Raw genomic sequence first — 2,993 nt, 5'->3', positions numbered from 1 at the left:
CGTCTGGTCTACACAGAGCTTTTACAGCGCGGCTATCGCGGGATCCCGCTGGTCACGGCAGGGTCCTTTTTTCTTGACTACGTGGTCGAAGGGCCGAACGACACGCGACTCGCTCTCGAGTGCGACGGAGACGAGTTCCATGGACCAGACCGCTGGGCTGCTGACATGAATCGACAACGCGTTCTCGAACGAGCTGGCTGGACGTTTTGGCGCTGTTTTGCGTCCACGTGGTCATTGCGCAAAGACGATGTCCTCGAAGAGCTTCTCGCACGCCTGCACAACATGGGCATTGAGCCTCTCGGCGCGCTGGAGAAAATTCCCTCTCTGGTGGAAATGCGCACCTGGACGCCAGCAGATGAGTACCGGAAGGCTCAAGGAGCAGGTGATGCGCTCACTGACGCAATCGCAGCGGCGACTATGGCAAACGACTCCGTCCCGGGAGGCGCCAGGCTATAAGCATCGTGCGCAGCGCGGCTAGGCTCACCTCGCCGTACTCAAGGCAGTGCTCGAAAGCCGCTTCTTTAGGGTACTCCGCGAAGTAGGCTCACTTCCGATGACCACGTGGGCTTCGTCACTGCGCCGGGCCACCCGCAGCGGCGGCCGCAGCAGCTTCCGCTGGAGGCTTCTTCTTCCAGAACTTTGCGTAGGAGGGGCCTTCCGACTTGGGAGGGTACTCCGGCTCGGTTACTTTGATTGGCGTGGGCATTGGGAAGTCAACACCGACTAGGATTGCCTCCCCTTGACCCAGCGTTGGCAGGAAGGCGGCTGCACTGCCGTCCAGATTGCCGCAGGCTTTTTCGACGATGTCGCGGTCACGTTCATTTATCAGACGGTGCACGATGAACATGCCCATCTGACTCAACACGTCTTCAGGGATGTCGCGCGGGCGCTGCGTCGCAAGCAAAGTCGTCAAACCGTACTTTCGACCCTCTTTCGCAATCAGGCCGAATGCATCGAGCGGCACGCGGTTGTTCTCGTCACCGATGGCCTTGCTCAAGAACTGGTGGGCTTCATCGAGCACCACCACTGTGGGCATCTGTCGGAATGCCCCGTTCCGAGCCAGTCCTAGAAGATGCCGTCCGATGGCATTGATGAGGAGTTCACGCGCGTGATGCTCGAACGGCAAGTCGGCCAAGCTGATTCTTAGGACGGCATCGTCAGACGCAAAGAAGGATTGAATCTCTTTCGTCAACGGAGCGAAATGCTCAGGTGCGAAAAGGCATCGAAGCGCCGGCGCCCGGGTAATACTGTAAATCTTGGATACCAGAGTGTCGCAATAGCCCCGAATCCGCTCGTCAGGGCCGCCCCACATAGCGTAGTTCGGATTCGATGCAGACCCTGCGCTTTCATGTACGCACTCCTCGTAGACCTGCCGCGCCAAAGCTTTAATCACATACCTCGCTCCCGGCGCCTCGACTAACGCTTCATTTTTGTTCACTTCATAGTTAAACACCTTCTTTTCTGTGTTCGCCTTGATGAAGTGATGCGGCTCCTTATCGCCGTTTAGTACGTAGTTCAGCTTGAGGCTGCGCAACGCTTCGCGCAGTTTCGGAACTTGGGCGCCTGGCGATGGCTGGAAGATTGCGAAGAGGTCCGTTTCGTTGAGGTCCCAGTACGGGAAGGCAACAAACTTGCGTATGTCCTCCTCACTCTCGGGTACGCCGCCGAGATGCACAGAACGCACCCCGTTCGTGAACGTGTGGAACTCGCCAGTCGGGTCCACGAGGAGCACCTTGCCTCCGAGCCTGGCAGCTTCCTGAATGATTCGAGCGACGGTCCAACTCTTCCCGCCCCCGGTGGCTCCCAGGACCGCGCAGTGACGGCCAAACAAGTGACCTGGACTCACGTTGACCATCGTGCTCGGGTCATGCGGAATCGTGGCGAGCTCGATGGCTCCCGCGCTGGAGACAGCCTGACCTTCCACGATGTGCTTCACCAATAGCGGGTGCGCTGAGAAAACGTGCTGCCCGATGCGGGGATGGAACGGAATCCCGGATATGACTTTGGCGGTCGCAAGCTCGAGGGTCGTCAAGAGCTGGACAAACCCGATGGGATTGGCGTCCGGGGGAGCGCCAAGGGAAGGCTCGGCCTTGAGCCGTTCGTTGTCGGGCAGCTTCACCTCGGTGATGCGCCCCAACACTGCAACGCCTTCACCTTCTATGAAGATGAACTCGCCGACCTGGCCGCCGAGCACTGCATATCCTGAATATTGCCGAGGAGCGACACCCGCAGCCTTCGGCAGATTGATGCGAGCACTGTCCGGCCCCACGAAGGTGACCGCACCAATGTAGCGGGAGGGGTCAAACGGACTTGTCGCGAGCCTGCCGGTCATCCTGCCTCCCGCATCAATCGGATGCGCTCGTAGTGCTGCTCGAGGTCGGTTTCAGCAGCGATATCCGGCATCAACGGCACGGCTTGCTCAAAGGTGGAGGAAATGAGCGCCAGGCGCGCATCACCGTGCTCAATCAAGTACCTGAGCTTTGACAGGTACGGGTGCTTCGCATCGTTGCCGTCCTGGAGAACCTTGTCCTTGTTTTCCCATGGACCAAGGCCAGGGTCACAGACCACGACCTTGAGGTGCAGATTGGAATTAATGGCCGACAGTATTGGCTCAGCCAAATGGTTGTCATTGAATCCAAATCCCAAAACGAGAAGGCCGGTATCCGGTTGCCGCAATGCAGTTTGGAATGCCGACATCATCTCCAGATACGGTTGCTCGAATGACAACTCGTATTTGGTATTTCGGGGATAAATGAGAAGCGGTGATTCAGAGGTGGGGTCTTTTTCTATCTCTCCGGAGCTCTTGCTCTTTGTCCAATCTACAGAGCCGTGAAGTTTGTAGAGATGGAAGACGTTCGGAATGAAATCGTGACTGTCTGGGCTGCTTTCCCGTTTCACGATGTCGTACGAGAAGTAAAGCGAGTCGAAGACTTGCGGCGTTGTATGCGAAAAACCGTCAACAATGACGTAGCGCCCTTTGCGCGCAGCGTACT

The 2,993-nt window shown here is 57.7% G+C and carries 2 protein-coding genes and 1 pseudogene; 1 reads left to right on the top strand and 2 read right to left on the bottom strand.

The features are described 5' to 3' along the window. The coding region (locus ACN4F8_RS21780; RefSeq protein ID WP_419475498.1) for a DUF559 domain-containing protein at positions 1 to 456 on the top strand (456 nt) is incomplete at its 5' end. A gap of 115 nt (positions 457 to 571) precedes the next feature. Here ACN4F8_RS21780 and ACN4F8_RS21775 read toward each other — a convergent pair. Together ACN4F8_RS21775 and ACN4F8_RS21770 are read right to left on the bottom strand one after the other, a co-directional pair. Continuing rightward, positions 572 to 2,332 (bottom strand): ATP-binding protein, encoded by a 1,761-nt coding sequence (locus tag ACN4F8_RS21775; RefSeq protein ID WP_419475497.1) that lies wholly within the window; start codon positions 2,330 to 2,332, stop codon positions 572 to 574. Beyond that, positions 2,329 to 2,993 (bottom strand): annotated as a pseudogene (locus ACN4F8_RS21770) (SIR2 family protein); the annotation flags it as partial. The pseudogene ACN4F8_RS21770 and the gene ACN4F8_RS21775, both read right to left, overlap by 4 nt.

Source organism: Hydrogenophaga sp. (assembly GCF_048549895.1).
Classification (GTDB): domain Bacteria; phylum Pseudomonadota; class Gammaproteobacteria; order Burkholderiales; family Burkholderiaceae_C; genus Hydrogenophaga.
Note: the sequence above shows the minus strand (reverse complement) of the source record. Positions and strands in the feature narration are given on the sequence as shown.

Bases quoted from the DNA above. Each gene is read 5' to 3' on its own strand.
- ACN4F8_RS21775 (WP_419475497.1), bottom strand. From the start codon at position 2,332: ATGACCGGCAGGCTCGCGACAAGTCCGTTTGACCCCTCCCGCTACATT.